Below are 21,224 nucleotides of genomic sequence, written 5' to 3' on the forward strand. Positions count from 1 at the left end.
TTTATTTGACATGCACAAAAATGAAAATATGAGTGAAACAGTTTTCAACAATTTGACCAAAATTGGTTATGGTTATCCGTTTAAATGGAATGAATATGTAATTTATAGAACTACTAAAGACAGAAACTTAAAAGATTTAATTGATTACAAACTAAGTTATATAAATACAAAAGATAAGAGCGGAAACTTTAAAAATATGTTAGAAGAGTTTAGACAGCGATTCGACGGCTACGACTTACCTACAAGGGGGTTAGATGAAGATGAAGTTTGAAGACGTGCAAGACAGTAGGGTAAAAAATTCTATTAGTCTATTCGAGTTTATAGCAAAAGTTCATCCTTTTGCTTACTTTACAAGGCAAGCAATAAAGATAGGGCTAACAACTAAAGATGAAATGTTGAAAGAAGCTTTTGAGTTGAAACTTGAAAGTAGTTTGAAAGAAAATCCTAGAGTTATAGACCAAGTTAGAGACGTACAACTACAAATAAGAGTTGAACAAGCAGAGCTAGAAGATTCGTGGTTTTGGTTAAACAGATAAGCGATTCGATCCCGACAATAAAAAATAAAACAATTAGAAAAGGAAGTTATAAAAATGACAGATAAACTAAACAAGGCAATCAAGGATTTACCACCATTTAAAAGAGAGTTCGTATTTTTTAAGTATCCACACTTAAGATTTTTTGGGTCAAAAGTAGAAACAGAGGCGCAACTAATGAAAGCTACAGGAAGAACAACTATGGGAACATTCAATAAATTTGAACGTTCAGCAGAGTTTCAGCGCATTGAAGCTTTGATACTACAACAACAAGTAGGAAAAGATATTATGGAGATTTATGGCAAAGTAAAAGAAAAAGCACTTTCCGGCGATAGATTAGCGGTCACTGATTTATTGAAGTTGAGCAAAGCAATCGATCAGATTGTGATAAAAACAGATGAAGCACCAGCACCAGTAGTAGAGGTTGTAAAAGTAGAAGTTGAAGAAGATTTCGAGGACGATTTAATTTAAGAAGAGGAGGTTGCTTGATTGGCGACAACAAAAGTTAAAACAAAAGTAAATGCAAAGACAGCTAAAAAACTGGAAGCCATTAATGCCGACCCTGCGAGATGGTTTAATAATTTTGTAAAAATTAATAATAACCAAAATGAATATATACCGTTTATTTTAAATGAGCAACAGTCTCATTTTTTAAAAAACATGGACAAATACTCAATTATTCTTAAGAGTCGTGCCCTAGGATTCACAACTTTTTCTTTGGCTTATTGTCTTTGGTCAGCATTGAATAAGCCTAGAACAAACTATCTCGTAGTTTCCTACAAGCAAGATTCGGCAACAGCTTTATTTGATAAATTAAAATCTTTTTACGGGGGACTCCCCCATGAAAAATATAACTTCCCTAAAGATACGCAAAACAACAGGCTTCAAATGAAGTTTGATAATGGAAGTACAATCACTTTAGCAGTTGCAGGAAACAAGGATTTAGGGCGAGGGCTTAATCTTCAATATGTATTATTAAGTGAGTTTGCGTTTTATTCGAATCAAGAAAAGCTTTTGCTTAGTATTGAACAGGCGCTTGCAAAGAATGATACTTCAAAGCTAGTAATTGAAACGACAGCAAACGGCTTTAATTATATGCAAACGTTATATAGTAACGCTTCTAAAGGTAAGAGTAGGTATAAAACTTTCTTCTTTCCGTGGTTTGCGAGCGCATATAAACAGCAGTTTAAAAGTGATTATGATGAAGCTGAAAGATGGTTTAAAGCTACTTATCATAAACGTTTAACTCCAGATTGGTTAGATAATGATGAACAAATTTTACTTGAAATGGGCGCTAACCTCCGTCAATTAATGTGGCGACAATGGAAGTTAAGTGGAGGTACTAGCGAGAACAGTTTCAAACAAGAATATCCTAGTAATGCGCTAGAAGCCTTTATATCGACCGGTCAAAGCGTATTTGATACAAGTAAGATTGTAAACCGTTTACCTTATGTAACGCCTCCAATGAGCGTACAAGAGATAGGTGCAAGCTTACCAGTTAGTTTAAAGAGTTATGTAAGTAGAAAAGCTTTGAACGTATTTGAGTTGCCTAAACAAGGTATGAAGTATTATGCGGGTTGCGATGTTAGTTCGGGAAGCTCAAAAGACAGTAGCACTATCAGTATATTAGATGAAACAGGCAAGCAAGTCTTAAGTTTCTATGACAATAAAGTGAGCATATACAAGTTCGCAAGTGTGATAAATGAGATAGGGCATTGGTACAATTACGCATTTACGACCGTGGAAAGAAACGGCTATGGTATTCCTATTTTGGAAAGACTTAGAAACAAATATCAATATATGAATCTATTCAAGATGAAAATTTTTGACCAAAATAGCGGACGTACTTGAAAGCGTTTAGGTTGGGACACGACGAATAAAAGTAAAAGCATTATGATTTCAGACTTAAAAGAACAATTTGAAGAAAGTTTAATCTTAGTCAATTGTTTGGAAAGTTTAGAGCAGATGCAAATTTTTATAGAATCCGATGGAAAGACAGGAAACAAGCGTGGAGACCAAAACCATGATGATAGTGTTATTGCGTTGGGTTTGGCTATTCAAGGAATTAAAAATAATAAATGGTATGTATAAGTAAGAAGGGAAGTTAAAAGAAATGGATTTAAACGAATATATAAAGCTAAACTACAATAGCAATCCGTTATGGTTTATTGAAGAAGTTCAGCAGTTTCACCACCAAAAACGAATATTAGATGTTATCAAACGCAAAAAGTATTTAAACGGTAAGCACGCAATCATGGATAGGGTTGTTGAAAACTACAACGGGAAACCGTATCAGCCAAACAAAATACTTTTACAGTACGGAAAACTGATTTTAAATTTAGAGCAGACTTACTTACTAGGTAACCGATTGACCATTACAGGTAGTGAAGACGTTGCAAAAGAAATGAAGCGTGTCTATAAAAAGGGGCAGTATGATGATACGGACTTCAAGTTGTTAGGTAACGTTATTAAGTTTGGTGACGCGTACGAGATTTTGTTTGTGGATTCAAAAAGCAAAGCAATTAAAAGTAAGGTAATTGAAAATGAGAATGCCTATCCAGTTTACGACGACGAAGGAGAACTTGTAAGTTTTATTGAACACTACGTTGCAGGTGAAGAGGCAAACGAGTATTTCATTTTGTTTTCGGAAACAGAAGTCCAAAAGTATTCTACGATTGGAACTGGAAAGTTGTCCCTGATTAGTAAAAATAAAAACGTTGGCGGTTTACCAATCCACTATAAGAATGTAAATGAAATTAATTCTTTATACGGCAAAAGTGATCTCGATGATTTTGTAGGAATTGTAGACCAACTTGAGGATATTCTAAGTAAGTTTAGTGACAGCTTTTATAAACATCATAATCCGTTAACAGTAATTTCTGGACAAGAATTAACGTCCGGAGGTTTGAACAGACATATAGTCGGTAACGCTATACACTTAGATGATGACAGCACCATTGAGCTAAAGAGCGTAAACTTGAACGAAAAGGCCTTTGAGACGATATTTAATACGCTAGTCCAACAGATGTTAAACCTCTCTAGCACTCCTAGTGTGAGCTTGAATAGCACTGATGTCAGTAATTTGAGCGAAACAAGCATGAAAATTCTTTATCAATTATCAAATCAAAAGGGAAAGCAAAACGAAAGATATATGAGAAATGGTTTTGAAATCAGATTCGAAAAGATATTTGAATTATTGAATAGAAAAGGTATTGAGTTTACAGAAGATGATATTGATTCATTGGACGTAGTCTTTTCATATGCAACTCCGCAAAATGAAACGGAAATCATAGACAACCTTGTTAGTCTTAAGGGTATTGGTGCAATTTCAAATGAAACTGCAATTGAGATTAACCCTTACATTTCAAATACTAATCAAGAATTAGAACGGTTAAATGTATCTAAAGTAGTAGAGGATAAGACAGTAGAAGAGTAGAAGGCTAGTTGCATAGTGGTGTTAGGTGGTTGTAAAGCTGGAGGTAGTTTGGATTGATATTTATTGTTGGTGTTAAAGCATTGTGTTTAATTTATTTTAAATGAGTGTGCAGAAACGTTGAGCTTGTAGGGTTTTTGGGTACTATAAAAATGAACACTTACAGATAAAACAAGTGGTATATACCAATGCAATAAATAAAGAAACGAGCCTACCAGCCAGCCCAACCAACCAACCAACCACCAAGCCACCTATCTAGTCTTTCAACTCCTTTCAACTCGTTTAGTCTTCCCGTAAATATACATTTATTTAAAGCTATTGTATCAACATTTACGATACATGATTATGAGATTAAATAAATGTAATCATGTATTGAGAGTGTTTCTAAAATGACAACCTTGATGTTAAAGGATTCCCGATACATGATTTTACGTAATTTCATGTATCAGCAAGTGTTTTAGTAGTCTTAGTTTTAACTTACCTTGTATAAAAGAAACGTTTTATGCAAGGTTTTTAGTCCCTTTTCAATCATAAAACCATCATACGGTTAACGTGATTTAATACGACGTTTTAGGGCGTTTAAGTTTGAACGTGTAAGTAAATGTAAACAAGGTTAAACCTCCTAAAAAGACATGTAAAACAACCTTAAAATGCAAGTTAGGTTGTGTTTTTGTGTTGGGTTGTTGGGAAAGAAAGAGAGTGCGAGCGGTTGCGACTACCCTAACTTTGTTTTGAGAGGCTAGAGCATATCAAAAAACACTCACTCGAAAAAATTCAGCCTTTCCAGCTCCCAACCAACCAACAAAAAGAAAGAAGGCTCCAAACTATGCTACTTTTTCCACTGCTACCAATTCAAAAACTATTCAAACAACTTTTAAGCTTCCTAAACAAACAAGCACCAACAAGCAAAGTTGAAACGTCGCTAGAAGACGTCTTAGAAGCACCACAAAACAAAATCGATCCCGAAAAGCTAGAGAAACAAATATTTAGTAGGTTTCCTTCACTTATACCTATCAACTGTAAACGTGCTTTGATTTCAACAGAACAATACAATTTTTTGTTTCCTATGTTAGCAGAAAACTTACTAGCCAGCATGGATATTTTAGAGTGGACAGCAAGCCAGTACAGCACAACAGACAGCAAACACAACAAACTAAAAGGCGTAACAGTAACAAACAAGCAAACGTTACAAGCTTTTAACTTTGTTTTTACGTATAGTGGCGAGTGGCTTTGTGACAACCAACTAATAGAGTTACCAGAACACCAACAAACGATTAATAAGCTTGTTATGGCAACATACGAGCAATTAGCAAGACAAAATAAACTAGGAAGAAGTGATTTACTAATGACAAACTTAGAACGGTTAAATTTAGAAGTTGAAGGCATTGATTTTCCCTATGAAAAAATTTCTGTTTACCTTCAAGAAAACGGATTGCAAGCAGAAGAAGAGTACAACCCAGCTTCTAACAGTAGTAAGCGTAAAATTTATGAGACAGCAGTTTCAACTTTAAACGCCCTTGCAAACAATCCTAGCCTTATGAAAAATTATAAACAAGATGACCTAACTATAAGCGACTTTAGCAAGAACTTGCAGAATCGTATAGAACAGTTGCAAAATCAAATTAGAACCATGCCAGTAGACGATAGTTCAGTTTCAAATTATTTCAATCTATTCTTGTAAGAAAGTTTACCCATTATATATAGAAGAAAGGAGAGAAAAAATGTTTAATATTTTCGAAAATAACACAAAAGATTTCGAGTTCCTGCTCCAGTCAATGGGACAACAAATTTATGTAGATGGTTTGCCTTATCAAGCAATTATAAGCCAACAAAAAAGTATAAAAACAAAGAACGATATCTTTATTTCAACAAAAGAGCCTCTTGAACGTGGTGCAACAGTCTTCTACAAAGGTCTTCATTGGTTGTTGCAAAGCCCTATGGTCGTTCCACGAGTAAATAGTTATAAAGGTTTATTGACACTAGCTGAACATGAAATAACGTTTAATTTGAAAGACTTAGAAGACAAAAACGGTCTAAGACCCGTGAAATATCTATTAAAAGTCCCAGCAGTCGTAAGTTTGACGGGAGATTTTACAGGCAACTATAGTACAGGACTGGGTGGCGACACACTAGCAAGTGAAATCCATGTTTTTGTAACGGACAACGCAAAAACAAGACGTGTTCAAGCCCTTTTACAGCAAGGTAACGAGGTTCAAATTGTGTTTGGTGGGTTCCTTTATGAAGCTTTAGGCGTATCAACTGTAAGCAAAGGGGTACTTGAAATAACTTTTAAGCAAACTCTTTTAAACGATAGCGTAGACCTAGAGAATGGTATAGCATGGCAAGACGAATACTTTCCAGACGATTGGCAAGATCGAATTGACGATACAATGCTTCAAGTTTATCCAAACGGAATTTTACCAGTAGAAGAATTAGAAGTTCCAGAAGACGATAACGGCGGTTGGGGCAGTAGCGGTTCGTGGGGTTAAAATGAGCTTAAAACAGCTTGTAAACGTTGGTGTAATCGAGTAGTAGGAAACTTGATAAAGTTCTAGATTCGTGTTATACTTACTATAAGTTAGTGATACGTATGCCAAATATAGTACTCAACTTACAGATATTCTTTTCTTTCCAAGTTGTAGAATGTCGTTTTTTGGAAGCGTTTGCATTGTTTTGATTTACTCCTATTAATCAAAAAACAATGCAAAAGGCTTTTTTATTTTGTCTTACAATTTAGAGCAATTTTGAATAAACAATTTTAAATAAATTAGAAAAGGACGATAAAGATTATGAATGAAGAAATACCAGAATTTGACTTAGAACAGGTTTTAGGTTTAATAGGTAACATTAATGATACTTTAACAAACATAAAAGTAAACATACTAGAGATACAAACACAAAATCAGCAAGTAATTATAGAAAGTTTAAAACAACGTTAAAGGAGGATACAAAAGTTGAAAGAAGAAGAAAAAGAATTAACTTTAGAAGAGTTACAAGAGCAACTAAAAGAGTTAAAAGCTGAAAATGAAGCTTTAAAAGCTAAACTTGAAGCACCAGCAACAGAAGAAGTTGAAGAGGATTTAGAAACACCAGAGGAAACAGAGGAAACACCAGAGGCAGTAGAGGAAGTACCAGAGGAAGCACCAGAGGACGAAGACAAAGAAACAGCACTACAAACTAGACTAGAAGCTTTGTGGCAACGCGAGGTAAGTATAGAGTTGAAATCGGCAGGCTTAGAAGCCTTTGCAGAGTTTATCAATGTTGAAGTAGATGATAGTGAAGCTTTGACAGCAAAAGTTAAAGAGTTGAAAGCTTTGTTAGAAAGTTTTGAAGTTGAAGAAACCTATCAACCTACCAATCATAGTAATACAGACGCTTATAGCTTAGCTAAAGCAAAGAAAGACCCTAAAGCAATGTTAAAAGCACGATTAGGGTAATAAAAATACAAAATAGAAAAGGAAGTTTTTAAATGTTTGATACGAATAAATTAACTACACAAGAAAATATTAGTTTAAGCGATACAATTGGATTGGTTGCTCCTAAAGCGACACCATTATTCAGCTTATTATTGGCACAAGGACGCACTGTTAAAGCAGGCGGAAAATACCATGTATGGAGAGAAAAAACTTTAGATAACAGCAATGCAACAGCACTCGAAGGCGCTATTCCTAATATGGTAAACAGTGGACGTGCGGAACTTAATAACGTTACTCAAATTTTCAGCAAAGGTACAGAAGTTTCTGGTACGGCACAAGCGACTGAAATCGGTGCTAGTCAATCAGACTTATTACTTTCAGAAATCAATGACCGTCAAATCGAGCTTGCTATTGCTATCGAAAAAGCACTTTTAACGGGTGTTAAAAATGATGGTTCCAACGGTGAAGCACGTCAAATGGATGGTTTAGTAAACTGGATTCATGTAGACAACGTTGTTGAAGCAGACGCTGTTATCAGCGAGAAAGATATTCGTTCTTTAGCTAAAGCTTTGTTTGAAGCTGGAAATGAAGAAGGAGAGTTTTACGCATTTGTAAATGCTGACATGAAAGAAGCCATTGACGAAATCTTTGCAGACAAATACAGCTACGTACACAAAACAAATGAATTCGGTATCGTGGTAGATGAAGTTGTTACTTCTTTTGGTACGATTAACGTTGTCTTAGACCGTTTTGCTCCAGTTAACAAGATCGTTGCGGTAAACGTTGACGCTCTTAAACTTGCAATGCTACGTGAACCTCACTATGAAGAACTTGCTAAAACAGGCGACTCTATCAAAGGCATGACAGTCGCAGAAATTTCCATCGAGGTAGCTTCTAAAAAAGCAGTAGCAGTTTTAAACGTAACACCAGCAGTATAATTTAACTTAAGGTTTTAAACGCCATAAAAAGGCATAAAACAAGAACACGAAAACATAAAAACATAATTAATAAATAAGTTTTGTTTATGCGTTCACATCATCATGACTTCTTTTTTAATAAAAACAAAGTAGGAAGTTGGTTCCTTCCTACTAGTGGTTGCTAGTCCGCTTAAAAAAATTAGCACATAAAACTTGTCTAAAGGCATTAAAGTAAGGGTAATCATGTTAATTCATGGTTGCCCTTTTGTCGTTTATTGGTATAGCTACTATTAAAAGTTGTTTGTTTCGGCATACATTTACTTAAAAACGTTGTGAAATAAGTAGAAGAATGCTATTATAGTGGTAATAGAAATCAGAGGACAAGCTCTATAACTGACCGTATTGCTAAATACAACCAATTGTTACGTATCGAAGATCAATTAGGCGATTTAGCTGTATACGAAGGTTTACAAGCTTTCTACAACCTAAAAAACAAATAAGAATTTAAGTTAAACTAAATTCTTGAATAGAGAAACACTTCATTAGTTGAGGCAACGCAACTAATGAAGTGTTTTTTATTTTTTTAAATTTATGTTTTTTTTAGAGCAGTTAGAATATAATCAAATCAATTACAGGAAATGTCTGGAGGAATAGGGAGTGCTTGTAGCCGTGCATTGGATTCAATGCAAATTACAAAGCGTTAGCGCTTCAGCGATTACGCTTTGTTTAAGGCTTGAAAGCTTTGAAGACTACAGGCTTCAAGCGATCCCATGGCTCTCCACAAGCAAACCTGTCATTCCGAAGAGATTTTTCAAGCACCCTATCATTCATCAAATAATTTTTATTAGAAGTGTACAAAAATTGAACAATCGTATCAGTTTTGATACACAAATATTACTGTATCAAAAATAATGATACAAACTGGACTATTTGTGATAGAATGTAAGCGATTAAGAATATAGGAAGGCAGGTAACTAAATGAAGAGAAGAGATTTAGTTTATCAGTTTGTTAAAAAGCATACGGAAAAACTTACTAGTGAAGAAATAGAATTTGGATCAGGACTAACGACTAGCGAAGTTTCTGATGCTTTGAATATTGTTCGTACAAACGTAAGCAAAGAATTAAATCTTCTAGTTCGCGAAGGAAAAATAGCGAAACTTGAAGGAAGACCTGTGCGATATATTGACAGCAGTTGCTTAAAGTGGAAGCCTTTATCTAAACCTGTAAAATCCTATAAAGATGAATCATTAATCAAAAAGAAACCGACAATAGAAGAGCCAAGTGATGCTAGAAAAAATGACCATAATTTATTTGAGTACATGATTGGGTCAAATGGCAGTTTGAAAAATCAAATGGAGCAAGCAAAAGCAGCCATTTTTTATCCACCAAAAGGGTTAAACAGTCTGATTATTGGTCCGACTGGATCAGGAAAAACTTTTTTTGCAAATGCTATATACCAGTATTCTCAGGATAAAGGCATCATTGAACCAAAACAGTCTTTGATTATTTTTAACTGTGCAGATTATTCGCAAAATCCACAGTTGCTGATGTCTCATTTATTTGGACATACTAAGGGTGCATATACTGGAGCTACGGAAGCAAAAGAAGGATTATTATTAAAAGCAGACAATAACATGTTGTTTTTAGATGAAATCCATCGATTACCTCCAGAAGGACAAGAAATGTTGTTTTACTTTATGGATACAGGTACATTCCAACCAATGGGAGAAACAGAAAAAAGGTATTCTGCTAAAGTTCGCATTATTTGTGCAACCACTGAAGACCCAAGTTCAGCTTTATTGAAGACATTCGTGCGACGGATTCCAGTAACCATTCAATTGCCAGCATTTAATGAGCGACCAGCGAATGAACGTATCCAACTGCTTAAATTATTATTATCTATTGAAGCGAACCGTATTGATAAACGAATCGTTATCGAAGAAAATGTAGTTAAAGCTTTACTTGGAAGCGTTACTTATGGAAATATCGGTCAATTGAAATCCAGCATTCAATTGGCTTGTGCAAAAGCTTTTTTGAACAGTATGGACAACAATGAAGAAATGCTGATCAACATGGAATTACTAACGGAAGAGCTGCAAGATGGGCTGGTCAATCTTGCAAGAAATCGAGATGAATTGAATGAGATCAGCAACTACCTTGAACCACGTATGATTATCCATCCTAAAGATTCTGTCTATATGTTGGAGCAGGATACCTATGAATTACCATTTAATTTATATGAAATCATCGGAGATAAAGCTGTTATGCTCAAAGATGAAGGTTTGAATCAAGAAGATATTGAAAATTTTATTACAACAGACATTAATCTTCATTTAAAATCATTTTATAAAACGAATCAATTGATTCCTAATAATGAGCATAATTTAAGAGATATTGTTGAACAAGAAGTAATCACACTGACGAAAGAAATTTGGAAAATGGCGGAAGACCAATTAGGATATCATTTTAAACAAAACTTCTTATACGCTATGAGTTTGCATCTCAGCTCTTTTATCAAACGTTCAAAAGAAGGTTTTGTACAAATCAAACAAAACAGTGAATTGGATAAATTGATTTTGAATTACCAAAATGAATATGAAGTAGCCATCATGATTAAAAGCCATATGAAAGAAAACTACCAAATTAACGTTCCAGAAGTAGAATGCTGGTATCTAACCATGCTGCTGGTCTCTTTAAAGGAACAAAATAATTTAGGAGATGTTGGAATCGTTGTCGCTGCGCATGGACGCACGACAGCGACAAGCATGGTTCAAGTTGTAGTTAAATTACTGGATATTAAAAATATTGAAGCGGTAGATATGCCTTTGGAAATGAGTCCTCAACAAGCCTATAAATTGGTTTTAACTTCTATTCAGAATGTTAATGAAGGCAAGGGTGTATTGCTATTGGTCGATATGGGCTCTCTGACAACGTTTGGCGAAAAAGCGATGCGTGAGACAGATATTGCTGTAAAAACATTAGATATGGTAACCACACCTCTTGTCTTAGAAGCAGCACGAAAGACGTCTTTTATGGACAACCAATTAGATGAAATTTATTGGTCTTTAAAAAACTTCAGAGGATACAGCAACCTTCCCGCAGACAAACCGGACTTTCTATCTACATCAAAACAACAAGAAATTTACAAACCAAAAGCGATTATTACGATTTGTTCAACAGGTGAAGGGACAGCCGTACGTATCAAGGAACGTGTAGAAAGCTTGTTGGAAGATTTTATTGATGAAACCATTGAAATTTTTTCCATTTCTTTAATTGGTATGGAAGAAGAAGTTCAAAAAAATTCAAATGATTATCAAGTTTTAGCCACAGCGGGAATAGCAAAACCGGCATTAAATGTTCCACATTTATCCTTAGAAGAATTATTTCAGTCTTCAGGAGATGAAAAAGTTAGGCAAATCATTTTGGATCAGCAATACGCTGAAGGAAGCTATGTGGAGTCCATGGATACAAAACAGCTATGTGAAGAATACCTAGCTACTTACTTTACCTTTCTTAATCCGCGAAAGTTTATCAATATATTATGGGATTACACAGAAGTTATAGAAGAAAAATTAAATAAAAATTTGAGTAATAGTGTTCAAATTGGTCTAGTGATGCATATGGCTGGTGTGATTGAACGAGTATTATTTAACGATCCGATGAGTCCATCTGACGAAATACTTAATAGGGATTCGATTTATTATCAATCGGTTAAAGAAGCCAATGAACTGCTTGAATCAAGATTAAATATAACTATTGTAGAATCAGAGATAGATTACATTGTTAATATTGTAGATGCACATCAAGAAACTATTTAACGAAGTAATGGGTAACATATGAGTCAATTTGAAAATAATGAGGAGAATGAGAGACCATGTCAATGGAAATCCGATTAGTTCGTATTGATGATAGGTTGATTCATGGCCAGGTTGTGACTGTATGGGCAAAAATAACTAAGGTAAACCGTATTTTAGTGATTAGTGATGCGGTAGCAAAGGATATGTTGCGAAAAACTTTGTTAAAGCAAGCTGCTCCTCCAGGTGTGAATGTCAATGTGATTACAATTGACAAGATGATTTCAATCTATGATGATCCTATATTTAATACGTTTAAAACGATGTTGTTGTTTACAAATCCCCGTGACGTCAGAAGAGTAGTAGAGGGTGGAGTCAGTTTTGATTCCATTAATATTGGCGGAATGAGTTTTTCAGATGGGAAAAAAATGATAACAAACGCAGTTGCAGTAAATCATCAAGATATTGAAGATTTACTTTATTTAAGTGAGCAAGGAATTGATTTAGAGATTCGTAAAGTAGTAACAGATAGCAAGGTTTATATGATGGATTTGTTGAAAAAAGAAGGCATGGTGTAGTTCTTAAAAGAGACATCTATTTCGAAAAACACCTGAATTGCTTATGAAACAGACAGACTGGGTTTTTTCCTGGTCTGTCTATTTGTCTATTTCTTTATAAAAAATGGGAATTTATCTGTTTAAATAGAAAAATACTGGTATAATTAAAAACATGTTTTATGAGATTTTAATTAGCGATAAAAGGAAAACATTAGGAGTGGATTAAAATGGAGCGAGTTTACAATTTTTCAGCAGGACCAGCGATTATGCCGGTATCCGTATTAAAAACGATACAAAAAGACTTATTGTCCTACCAGGGTAGTGGGATGTCGGTTATGGAATTGAGTCACCGATCCTCCTTGTTCCAGTCCATTATGAATGATGCAGAGTCACTTTTACGAGAGCTCATGACTATTCCGTCAAATTATAAAGTGTTATTTTTACAAGGGGGAGCAAGTTTACAATTTATAATGCTGCCCATGAATTTAGGGAAAACTAAAGTAGCTTATGTTAATACTGGAAGTTGGTCTGAAAAAGCCATAGAAGAAGCCCAGAAAGTTGATGGATTAACAGTAGAAGTCATTGCTAGTTCAAAAGAAAATAACTTTATAGAGAATCCTGAAATTCCCTTAGTAAGTAAAGAATACGATTATGTGCACATCACAACCAACAATACGATTGAAGGAACAGCTTTTCTCAACATTCCTGCTAATGGTGAGGTATCGCTTGTTGCAGACATGTCGTCTAATATTTTATCCAGTAGCTATGAAGTATCTGACTTTGGATTGATTTATGCTGGAGCTCAAAAAAATATTGGCCCTGCAGGTATGACCGTGGTTATTGTTCGTGAAGATTTAATTGGTCTAAAAGAAAATCTGCCTGCTATGTTGGATTATAAGATACAAGCAGATAGTGGTTCCATGTACAACACTCCACCTACATTTGCTATTTACGCAGCTAAGTTAATGTTTGAATGGCTCAAAGAATTAGGCGGTGTTGCAGAAATTGAGAAGATAAACCGTGAAAAAGCGGCTATGCTTTACGCAGCTATTGATTCTTCAACGCTGTTTTACTCGCCCGTTTCTAAAAATTCCCGTTCGTTAACCAATATTCCATTTGTCACGGGAAATGCTGAACTAGACAAATTGTTTATCAAACAAGCTGAAAGCCAAGGAATGATCAATTTAAAAGGACACCGTTCTGTAGGTGGAATGCGCGCTAGTTTATACAATGCTTTTCCAAAAGAAGGAGTAAATAAATTGGTAGCTCTTATGAAAGAATTTGAAACGAAAGTAGAAGGGAAGGAACAGCATGTACGCCATTAAAACATATAACTTAATAGCCGAAGAAGGTTTAAGAAAATTCGAAGCAGAAAATTATCAATTAAATGAAACGGATAATCCAGATGGGATAGTGCTAAGAAGTCACAATTTACATGGCATGACTTTCCCTAGTCAATTAAAAGCAATTGCCCGTGCTGGAGCAGGGACCAATAATATTCCCGTACAAGAATGTTCTGAAAAAGGAATTGTTGTTTTCAATACTCCAGGAGCCAATGCAAATGCGGTGAAAGAATTGATTATAGCTAGTCTACTCTTAGCGGTTCGCCCAATCATTGAAGGGGTGGAATGGGTTAAAACGCTCAAAGGTCCAGATGTCGAAAAGAAAGTAGAAGCAGAAAAGAATCGATTTGTTGGGAGCGAATTAGCCGGAAAACAGCTAGGTGTTATAGGTTTGGGAGCAATAGGAGCGATGGTAGCAAACGATGCTTACCGTCTAGGAATGGATGTAGTGGGGTATGATCCATATGTTTCAGTAGATACAGCTTGGAGCATTTCTAGTCGTGTGAAAAGAGTGCTAACTATTGAGGAAGTTCTGACAACTTCTGATTATATCACTGTTCATGTACCGTTGTTGCCTTCAACTAGAGCTATGATTAGTGCCGAAAAGTTGCTTTTAGTAAAGAAAGATGCTGTATTATTGAATTTTGCACGTGGAGAGCTTGTTGATGTAGAGGCTGTTATTACTGCTCTTGAAAATGGAAACTTGAAAAGCTATTTAACAGATTTTGCTGATGAACGTTTAATTGAGTTGGATAATGCAGTTGTTTTACCGCATTTAGGTGCTTCAACAGAAGAGGCAGAAATCAATTGTGCCAAGATGGCATCAAAAACATTAAAGTACTTTTTAGAGACAGGCAATATTGTTCATTCTGTTAATTTTCCAAGTGTAGAGATGGTTCTCAATTCACCAATCCGATTAGCGGTTATCAACCGTAATGTGACCAATATGGTAGCTCAAATGTCGATTGGATTAGCAGAATATGAAGTGAATATTGTAAATATAATGAACAAAAGTCGAGGAGACTTTGCCTATACATTGATTGATGTGGAGTCGGTTTCTGAGGATAAATTAACAGAAATCGTTAAAAAAATTGGCAGTGTCGAAGGTATATTAGACGTTCGCGTAATTAAAAATACAAACGGGAAGTAGGAGGAAATATGGTTAAAATTAAATCGTTTAAGGCTATTCGCCCAACTGAAAAATACGCAAGCGAAATTGCGTCTCTTCCTTATGATGTTTTGAATTCAAAAGAAGCGCGAATGATCGGCGATCAAAATGAGAAGTCATTTTTACACATTGATAAAGCTGAAATTGATTTAGCAGAAGAAAATTCTCCTTATGCGCAACAAGTGTATCAAAAAGCCGCAGAGAATTTAAAGTCTTTTTTACAAAAAGGTTGGTTGATCCAAGAGGACACTGAGCAGTTTTATCTTTATCAGTTAACGATGAATGGACGCTCGCAAATGGGATTAGTCGTTTGTGCATCAATTGAAGATTATGTAGAAAAGAACATAAAAAAGCATGAATTTACACGTGAGGAAAAAGAAATAGATCGTATTCGACACGTGGATGCAACGGACGCAAATACTAGTCCGATTTTTTTAACGTATCGAGATCAAGAATCGATTGATGCACTGATTGAAAAATGGGCAGTCGAAAATGAACCAATTTATCACTTCTCAAGTTTTCATGATGTAGAACATACAGTATGGGTCATTAATCAAGAGGCTGTTAAGGATAAGTTAACACAATTATTTGATCAAAACGTAGCGGAACTCTATATCGCGGATGGCCATCATCGGACTGAATCGGCTGTAAAAGTTGCATTAAAAAGAAAAGAGATGTACCCAGATGCATCAAATGAAGCAGAATTCAACTTTTTCTTGGCTGTACTGTTTCCTAAATCACAGTTGGCAATTTGGGATTACAACCGAGTAGTAAAAGGATTGATTCAAGAAGATTTTTTTGAAAAAGTTGCTGAAAAATTTGATGTTGAAAAAGTATCTTCTCCGTACAAACCTGAACAACCAAAGACAATCGGGATGTATGTGAATAACGAATGGTATAAATTAACTGTAAAACCCAACTTTATTTCGAATCATCCAGTACAAGGGCTAGATGTCTCTCTTTTGCAAGAGTATCTGTTGACGCCTTTGTTTGGTATAGAAGACATTCGTACAGATAAAAGAATTGATTTCATTGGTGGAATCCGAGGAATGCAAGCGTTGAGTGATGCTGTAGATGAAGGATCGTTTTCAGCAGCGTTTTCCATGTACCCTACGACGATTGATGAACTGATGTGTGTTGCAGATAGTGGCGAGGTATTGCCTCCGAAATCGACTTGGTTCGAGCCGAAGTTATTAAGTGGATTATTTGTCCACGATCTTGAAAGTAAGTAGACATGAGGAAATAGTAAGCTGAGAAGTTCATTTATTTTCTAGTAATTTACTCTCCTTTATGTTAGAGTTAGGGGTAGAAGAAACGGTAGACAGGAGGGCAATGAAATTGTACGATACACTTTTAATTGCTGAACTAATTGTATCAGTTTTACTTATCATTGTAGTTGCTATGCAACCTACAAAGACCAGCAATGCTGCTAGTGCATTCACCGGCGGAGCTGAACAATTATTTGGGAAACAAAAAGCACGCGGATTTGAGGCTGTATTGCAACGTGCTACAGTAGTACTTGGAACATTATTCTTTGCGTTGGCACTTGCTCTTGCTTATATAGCAATTAATTAAGGAACTTAGTTAAGCTACCTGAAATCTTCAGGTGGCTTTTTTTTCTAAAAAAATCTACAAGTTCTTTAGAAGAACGACATACTTTTCACAACCTTTCATAGTGTTTGAGTATGAAAAAAGGCAATTATACAGTAAAATAGTAGAATGAAGACTTACAGGAAAGAGAAGAAGGAGAATACCCATGGCTATAAAATCATTTTTTTTTGAAAAGGGGCCTCAAGCTGTTATTTTGATGCATGCCTACTCTAGTACACCGAATGACGTACGGATGTTGGGAAGAGCACTGGAGAAAGAAAATTATACCGTTTATGCACCGTTATTCAGAGGGCATGGCACAATGGAACCAGAGGATATTTTAGACGCATCACCAAAAGATTGGATAGAAGATGCAAAAGAAGCTATCCATTTTTTACAAGAAAAGGGCTACGAAGAAATTGCAGTATTTGGCCTGTCTCTAGGCGGAATCATAGCGTCAAAAATGGTAGTCGATAAAGAACCAATACTAGCTGGTGGTACGTTTTGCTCACCAGTAATCGATTTTCATAAGAACAACAATGTACGAGAAGAATTTTTAACTTTTGTGCGTATATTGAAAAAGAAATCTGGCTATTCTGAAACAGATATAGCTAACCGCATGCCAGAAGTAGAGCGGAAATTAGATAACCAATTAAATGAAATAAGTGAACTAACACAATCAATGAAGGCTCATTATAATGAGGTCACACAGCCCATTTTTATTGCACAAGCTGGTCAAGATGAAATGATTGATCCACAAGTTGCAGTCGCATTTAAAGAAGCATTAACACAAGCTTCTGTAGTTGATTTTCATTGGTATGAAAATAGCAAACATGCGGTAACGGTAGGTGTAGATAGAAAAGCCTTGCAAGAAGACGTTAGCAACTTTTTAAAACAGTTAGATTGGAATGGAGGATAAAAAATGAACGACAAAAAAGCATTACAAGAAGCGATTTTAGTTTTTATGAAAGAACATAAGAAAGTTTCGTTTCAAGTTAGTGATATCAGTGAGGGAATGGGTTTGACTAGTGCAGCCGATTTTAAAGTCCTCGTCAGTTCATTAGCTGAAATGGAGCGAGAAGGTAAACTCTTTTTAAATAAAAAAGGGCATTTTAAATTGCCAAGTAATGATCCTGTTTTAACCGGTACTTTCAGAGCAAGCGATCGTGGTTTTGGCTTTGTTGCAATCGAAGATGAGGAAAAGGACATTTATATCCCACCTAATATGACCAATTTTGCATTAGACGGAGATAAAGTAACGGTAGATATTATCAAGCCTGCGGAACCTTGGTCAGATAAAGGTGCTGAAGGAAAGATAAAGGCTATTATTGAACGTAAATTTACTCAATTAGTTGGGGAATTTTATGCGTACAGTGAAGAAGGAATTGAAGAAACGGGCTTATACGGCTACCTTGATCCTCAAGATAAAAAAATTACAGACATTCGTGTTTTTATTGAAGCACAAGGGATCAAACCGGTTGACGGCTCTATTGTTGTTGTAGAAATAACGTTGTATCCAGATGATGAATTTCCAAGAAGTATGCAAGGGATCGTTAAAAAAGTTGTCGGGCATATAAATGATCCTGGAATCGACATTTTAACCATTGTATATAAACACGGTATTCCAACTGAATTCTCTCCAGAGGCTATACAACAAGCAGATGATGTGCCGGATAAAATCAACGAATCGGACTTTGAAGGACGTCGCGATTTAAGAGATGAAGTTCTTGTGACGATCGATGGAGAAGACGCAAAAGATTTAGATGATGCTGTAGGCTTGAAATTATTAGATAACGGAAATTATCAACTTGGTGTTCATATAGCAGATGTTTCCTACTATGTAACAGAAGACAGTCCTTTAGACAAAGATGCATTTGAAAGAGGAACCAGCGTATACTTAACCGATCGAGTGATTCCAATGATTCCTCAACGTTTATCTAATGGAATCTGTTCGTTAAACCCTCATGTAGACCGTCTAACGATGAGCTGTGTGATGGAAATGACACCAGATGGAGAAATTGTCGGACAAGATATTTTCCAAAGTGTAATACGAACAACGGAACGGATGACGTATACTGAAGTAAACGAAATATTAACGGATAAGAATCCTGAAATACGTAAAAAATATAGTAATTTAGTAGACATGTTTGAGTTAATGGAAAATCTGCACCATACACTTGAGAAAAAACGTAAATCTCGTGGAGCGATTGATTTTGATACAAAAGAAGCCAAAATTATTGTTGACCCTGAAGGCAAGCCATTAGATATTGTATTAAGAGAACGTGGTGTTGGAGAACGCTTGATTGAATCCTTTATGTTGGCAGCGAATGAAACGGTATCTGAACATTTCTCTAAAATGGAAGTTCCGTTAATTTACCGTATCCATGAACAACCGGATAGTGATCGTATGCAAAAATTCATGGAATTTGTTACAGCATTTGGAATTACCGTTAAAGGAACTAGCCAAGATGTTTCTCCTAAGACATTACAAACAGTTGTTAATAGTGTTAAAGGTAAGCCTGAAGAACAAGTTGTTTCAACAATGATGTTAAGAAGCATGAAACAAGCTAAATATGATGTGGAACCATTAGGTCACTTTGGACTTGGAGCAGAATATTATTCGCACTTTACGTCTCCAATTCGTCGTTATCCAGACTTAATCCTGCATCGCTTGATTCGTTCATATGGTGAAAAAGGAACAGGTTCTGCTCAAAAAGCGAAATGGGAAAATCGGTTACCAGATATTGCTGAGCAAACGTCAAAAGCGGAACGTCGCGCAGTTGATGCTGAAAGAGAAACGGATGCATTGAAGAAAACTGAATTTATGGCCGATAAAGTTGGCGAAATCTATGAAGGAATCATTGGTTCTGTGTTGAAATTTGGTTTGTTTGTTGAATTGCCGAATACAGTTGAAGGCCTGGTCCATATTTCAAATATGAAAGACGACTACTTTAATTATATCGAGGAACAAATGATGCTCGTTGGAGAACGTACAGGGGTCGTTTACCGTATTGGACAAAAAGTAAAAGTAAAAATAACAAAAGCAGATCCTGAAACACGTGAAATTGATTTTGAGTTGGTACCAGATCCAAATGCACCTAAATATGATGGACCGAAACGTTCAACAAAAGGCAGAGGTAGAGGAAATAGTCAAACTCGTGGAAAAGATAGTGGTTCAAAAGAGAAATTTTCATCTTACAAACCTAAGGGAAAAGAATCAAGCAAAAAGAAAAGCAAGCCTTTTTATAAAGAGGTAGCTAAAAAGAAAAAACCTAAGAAAAAATAATGAGTTTTTAATGAGTTAGGAGGCGATCATAGATGCCAAAAGGTTCAGGTAAAGTACTTGCACAAAATAGAAAAGCAAGCTATGATTTTTCAATATTAGATACAGTAGAAGCTGGGGTAGTATTGCAAGGAACAGAGATCAAGTCTATTAGAGCAGGTCGAATCAACTTAAAAGACGGCTATGCTAAGATTCAGAATGGTGAGATTTATTTACACAATGTTCATATCAGTCCTTATGAACAAGGTAATCAGTTTAATCATGATCCATTAAGAACGAGAAAATTATTGATGCATAAAAAACAAATCATGCGTTTGCTAGGAGAAACAAAATCTAGCGGAAACACATTGATTCCATTAAAAGTTTATTTAAAAGATGGTTATGCAAAAGTATTGATTGGCTTAGCTAAAGGGAAGAAAAAATACGATAAGCGTGAAGATTTGAAACGAAAAGATCAAAAACGCGAGTTAGATCGTGCCTTAAGATCAAGATAATAGATGCTGCTTTATCAAAGTCTTTACTGTTGACTTTGATAAAGTAAGTAATGTAAAGTGAGTCTAAGAAATGAATGGCTTTTAAAAATTAAAAGTGAAAGAAGGACTACTCATGTCTGTTTATGATTATACGGTGAATGAAATTGGTGGGGAAGAAGTTTCACTATCAAAATACAAAGGAAAAGTTTTAGTAATTGTGAATACAGCAACGGAATGTGGGCTGGCTCCTCAATTAGAAAGTTTGGAAAAATTGTATCAAACGTATAAAGATCAAGGACTAGTTGTATTGGGTTTTCCTTCAAACCAGTTCATGAATCAAGAGCCTCGTGAAGGAGAGGAAATTGCTAGCTTTTGTCAGAAAAATTTTGGCGTGTCCTTTCAACTACACGAAAAAATATTATTAAATGGAAAAAAGGCAGATCCTCTTTATCAATACTTGACTTCAGAAACGGGTAATAAAAAAATCAAATGGAATTTCACAAAATTCTTGATTGGTCGAGACGGAGAAATCATCAAACGATTTGGTTCAACAACTCAACCTGAAAAAATGGAAACAGATATAGCCGATGCAGTAGCAAATGGCTAACCAAATACTAAATGGGTCTTAGACAAACTGTCTTAGGCCCTTTTATTACTTTATAGCTCTATTAAAAAATGTGATAACTCTAAAGGCAAGGCCTTAGAACTAAAAAGAA

General features: G+C 35.4%; 21 protein-coding genes and 1 pseudogene. All 22 read left to right on the forward strand.

Annotated elements, in window-relative coordinates; all coding sequences use genetic code 11:
* Nucleotides 1-10: 10 nt before the first annotated feature.
* The 22 genes and pseudogenes from BLT48_RS10800 (at nucleotide 11) to BLT48_RS10900 (ending at nucleotide 21,115) form a co-directional block, all read left to right on the forward strand.
* Nucleotides 11-271 (forward strand): hypothetical protein, encoded by a 261-nt coding sequence (locus BLT48_RS10800; protein ID WP_089977876.1) that lies wholly within the window; start codon nucleotides 11-13, stop codon nucleotides 269-271.
* Nucleotides 261-536: a hypothetical protein gene (locus tag BLT48_RS10805; RefSeq protein WP_089977879.1), complete on the forward strand. Its 276-nt coding sequence runs from the start codon at nucleotides 261-263 to the stop codon at nucleotides 534-536. Before BLT48_RS10800 ends, BLT48_RS10805 begins: the two co-directional genes overlap by 11 nt.
* A gap of 54 nt (nucleotides 537-590) precedes the next feature.
* Nucleotides 591-1,004: a hypothetical protein gene (locus tag BLT48_RS10810; RefSeq protein WP_089977883.1), complete on the forward strand. Its 414-nt coding sequence runs from the start codon at nucleotides 591-593 to the stop codon at nucleotides 1,002-1,004.
* A gap of 18 nt (nucleotides 1,005-1,022) precedes the next feature.
* Complete coding sequence (locus tag BLT48_RS10815; protein WP_218123371.1) at nucleotides 1,023-2,384, forward strand: terminase large subunit domain-containing protein; 1,362 nt, start codon at nucleotides 1,023-1,025, stop codon at nucleotides 2,382-2,384.
* Nucleotides 2,385-2,426: 42 nt separating this feature from the next.
* Nucleotides 2,427-2,624, forward strand: a complete 198-nt coding sequence (locus tag BLT48_RS14065; protein WP_218123372.1) for a hypothetical protein — start codon at nucleotides 2,427-2,429, stop codon at nucleotides 2,622-2,624.
* A 22-nt stretch (nucleotides 2,625-2,646) separates the two neighbouring features.
* A complete protein-coding gene (locus BLT48_RS10820; RefSeq protein WP_089977888.1) occupies nucleotides 2,647-3,969 on the forward strand; it encodes a phage portal protein in 1,323 nt (440 codons plus the stop codon).
* An 823-nt stretch (nucleotides 3,970-4,792) separates the two neighbouring features.
* Complete coding sequence (locus BLT48_RS14070) at nucleotides 4,793-5,647, forward strand: hypothetical protein (protein WP_218123373.1); 855 nt, start codon at nucleotides 4,793-4,795, stop codon at nucleotides 5,645-5,647.
* Between the two features lie 40 nt (nucleotides 5,648-5,687).
* Nucleotides 5,688-6,455, forward strand: coding sequence for a hypothetical protein (locus tag BLT48_RS10830; protein ID WP_089977891.1), 768 nt, complete (start codon nucleotides 5,688-5,690; stop codon nucleotides 6,453-6,455).
* Nucleotides 6,456-6,755: 300 nt separating this feature from the next.
* Nucleotides 6,756-6,905 carry a hypothetical protein gene (locus BLT48_RS13915; protein ID WP_176944118.1) on the forward strand — a complete coding sequence of 50 codons (150 nt, stop codon included), beginning with the start codon at nucleotides 6,756-6,758 and terminating at the stop codon, nucleotides 6,903-6,905.
* 15 nt (nucleotides 6,906-6,920) lie between these two features.
* Nucleotides 6,921-7,403 (forward strand): hypothetical protein, encoded by a 483-nt coding sequence (locus BLT48_RS10835; RefSeq protein WP_089977894.1) that lies wholly within the window; start codon nucleotides 6,921-6,923, stop codon nucleotides 7,401-7,403.
* Nucleotides 7,404-7,435: 32 nt separating this feature from the next.
* On the forward strand, nucleotides 7,436-8,320 hold the full coding sequence (locus BLT48_RS10840) for an SU10 major capsid protein (protein ID WP_089977897.1): 885 nt from the start codon (nucleotides 7,436-7,438) through the stop codon (nucleotides 8,318-8,320).
* Between the two features lie 365 nt (nucleotides 8,321-8,685).
* Nucleotides 8,686-8,799: pseudogene (locus tag BLT48_RS10845) on the forward strand (hypothetical protein); the annotation flags it as partial.
* Between the two features lie 478 nt (nucleotides 8,800-9,277).
* Complete coding sequence (locus BLT48_RS10855; protein ID WP_089977904.1) at nucleotides 9,278-12,118, forward strand: sigma-54-dependent transcriptional regulator; 2,841 nt, start codon at nucleotides 9,278-9,280, stop codon at nucleotides 12,116-12,118.
* A 56-nt stretch (nucleotides 12,119-12,174) separates the two neighbouring features.
* Nucleotides 12,175-12,672, forward strand: a complete 498-nt coding sequence (locus BLT48_RS10860; RefSeq protein ID WP_035021449.1) for a mannose/fructose/sorbose PTS transporter subunit IIB — start codon at nucleotides 12,175-12,177, stop codon at nucleotides 12,670-12,672.
* Nucleotides 12,673-12,878: 206 nt separating this feature from the next.
* Nucleotides 12,879-13,976, forward strand: a complete 1,098-nt coding sequence (gene serC / locus BLT48_RS10865) for a 3-phosphoserine/phosphohydroxythreonine transaminase (protein WP_089977908.1) — start codon at nucleotides 12,879-12,881, stop codon at nucleotides 13,974-13,976.
* Entirely contained in the window at nucleotides 13,963-15,144 is a 1,182-nt protein-coding gene (locus BLT48_RS10870) for a 3-phosphoglycerate dehydrogenase family protein (protein ID WP_035021453.1), read from the forward strand. The genes serC and BLT48_RS10870 overlap by 14 nt, the downstream gene beginning before the upstream one ends.
* A gap of 8 nt (nucleotides 15,145-15,152) precedes the next feature.
* On the forward strand, nucleotides 15,153-16,394 hold the full coding sequence (locus BLT48_RS10875; protein WP_089977912.1) for a DUF1015 domain-containing protein: 1,242 nt from the start codon (nucleotides 15,153-15,155) through the stop codon (nucleotides 16,392-16,394).
* 106 nt (nucleotides 16,395-16,500) lie between these two features.
* Nucleotides 16,501-16,737 carry a preprotein translocase subunit SecG gene (gene secG / locus BLT48_RS10880; protein WP_035021456.1) on the forward strand — a complete coding sequence of 79 codons (237 nt, stop codon included), beginning with the start codon at nucleotides 16,501-16,503 and terminating at the stop codon, nucleotides 16,735-16,737.
* A gap of 181 nt (nucleotides 16,738-16,918) precedes the next feature.
* A complete protein-coding gene (locus BLT48_RS10885; protein WP_035021458.1) occupies nucleotides 16,919-17,671 on the forward strand; it encodes an alpha/beta hydrolase in 753 nt (250 codons plus the stop codon).
* A 3-nt stretch (nucleotides 17,672-17,674) separates the two neighbouring features.
* Nucleotides 17,675-20,038: a ribonuclease R gene (gene rnr, locus BLT48_RS10890; protein WP_035021460.1), complete on the forward strand. Its 2,364-nt coding sequence runs from the start codon at nucleotides 17,675-17,677 to the stop codon at nucleotides 20,036-20,038.
* 32 nt (nucleotides 20,039-20,070) lie between these two features.
* Nucleotides 20,071-20,529 carry an SsrA-binding protein SmpB gene (smpB, locus tag BLT48_RS10895; RefSeq protein ID WP_034538225.1) on the forward strand — a complete coding sequence of 153 codons (459 nt, stop codon included), beginning with the start codon at nucleotides 20,071-20,073 and terminating at the stop codon, nucleotides 20,527-20,529.
* Between the two features lie 112 nt (nucleotides 20,530-20,641).
* Entirely contained in the window at nucleotides 20,642-21,115 is a 474-nt protein-coding gene (locus BLT48_RS10900) for a glutathione peroxidase (protein WP_034538226.1), read from the forward strand.
* The last annotated feature ends 109 nt before the right edge of the window (nucleotides 21,116-21,224 follow it).

The organism is Carnobacterium viridans (genome assembly GCF_900102725.1).
GTDB lineage: Bacteria > Bacillota > Bacilli > Lactobacillales > Carnobacteriaceae > Carnobacterium_B > Carnobacterium_B viridans.